We start from the raw sequence: 1,463 nt of genomic DNA, 5'->3' as shown, positions 1-1,463 counted from the left end.
CGGTCCTGCCCGTACGTCGCCAGCAGCGCCTGCGCCTCGATCGGATCACCCAGCGTCGTACCCGTACCGTGCGCCTCCACCGCATCCACATCCGAAGCCGAGAGACCCGCGCCCGCCAACGCCTGCCGGATCACCCGCTGCTGCGAAGGACCATTCGGCGCGGTCAGGCCGTTGGACGCGCCGTCCTGGTTCACGGCGCTACCGCGTACCACCGCCAGCACCCGGTGACCGTTCCGCCGCGCATCCGACAACCGCTCCACCACCAGCACACCGACACCCTCGGCCCACCCAGTGCCATCAGCAGCATCCGAAAACGCCTTGCAGCGGCCATCGGCCGCCAAGCCACGCTGACGGCTGAACTCGATGAACGCCCCCGGCGTCGACATCACCGTGACGCCACCCGCCAACGCGAGGTCACATTCACCCGACCGCAGCGACTGCGCCGCCAGATGCAGCGCCACCAACGAAGACGAGCACGCCGTGTCCACCGTCACCGCAGGACCCTCGAGCCCCAGCGCGTACGCCACCCTGCCCGATACGACCGCGGCGGCATTCCCCGTACCGAGGTAGCCGTCCTGGCCTTCCGGGGTGCTCAGCAGCAGGGCGGGGTAATCCTGGCCGTTGGAGCCGACGAACACCCCGGACCGGCTGCCGCGCAGTGCCTGAGGGTCGACGCCGGCGCGCTCGAGGGCCTCCCAGGACGATTCCAGCAGCAGCCGTTGCTGCGGGTCGATCGCCACCGCTTCACGCGGGCTGATACCGAAGAACGCCGGGTCGAACCGGTCGACTCCGCTGACAAATCCGCCGTGGCGCGAATAGCTCTTTCCTGGCTGTCCCGGCGTCGGGTCATAGAGGGCGTCGAGGTCCCAACCCCGGTCGGTGGGAAGCTCGGAGATCGCGTCCTCGCCGCCGACCACCAGCCGCCACAGGTCCTCGGAGCTCGCCACCCCACCCGGCAGACGGCAGCTCATCCCGACAATCACCACGGGATCGTCGGATGTGGAGACGACCATCGGCAGATCGGAAGACGTGTCGGTCCCGGTCCCGAACAGCTCATCGCCCAAGAAGCGCGCCAGCTCGACCGGCGTCGGGTAGTCGAAGACGACCGTGGCGGGGAGTCGCAGTCCGGTCTCCTCGTTCAACCGGCCGCGCAACTCCACCGCGGTCAGCGAATCGAACCCCAGGTCCCGGAATGCTGAACGGGCTTCCATGGATTCCCGGTTGCCGTAGCCGAGGACTGCTGCGGCGTGGGTACGGACCAGGTCCAGCAGGGCCCGGTCCCGCTCCGCAACCGGCAACCCCGCCAAACGCTCCCGCACAACCCCCGAGCCGGACTCACCCCCACCGGCCTCCAGGGCCTTCCGCACCTCCGGCAGGTCTTGCAGGAGAGAGCTCGGGCGGCCGCTGGTGAACGCCGGAACAAACCGCTCCCACTCCACATCCGCCACCACCACCGAAGCATC

Annotated in this window: 1 protein-coding gene; it reads right to left on the bottom strand. The window is 69.3% G+C overall.

All coding sequences use genetic code 11. The annotated features are described in order from the left end of the window. Nucleotides 1-1,463: acyl carrier protein (locus tag ACZ3H8_RS40835; RefSeq protein WP_467410456.1), on the bottom strand; the 1,463-nt coding region annotated here is incomplete at both ends.

It is taken from the genome of Streptomyces sp. NPDC002868 (assembly GCF_055563295.1).
This window is presented reverse-complemented; position numbering and strand designations above follow the sequence as displayed.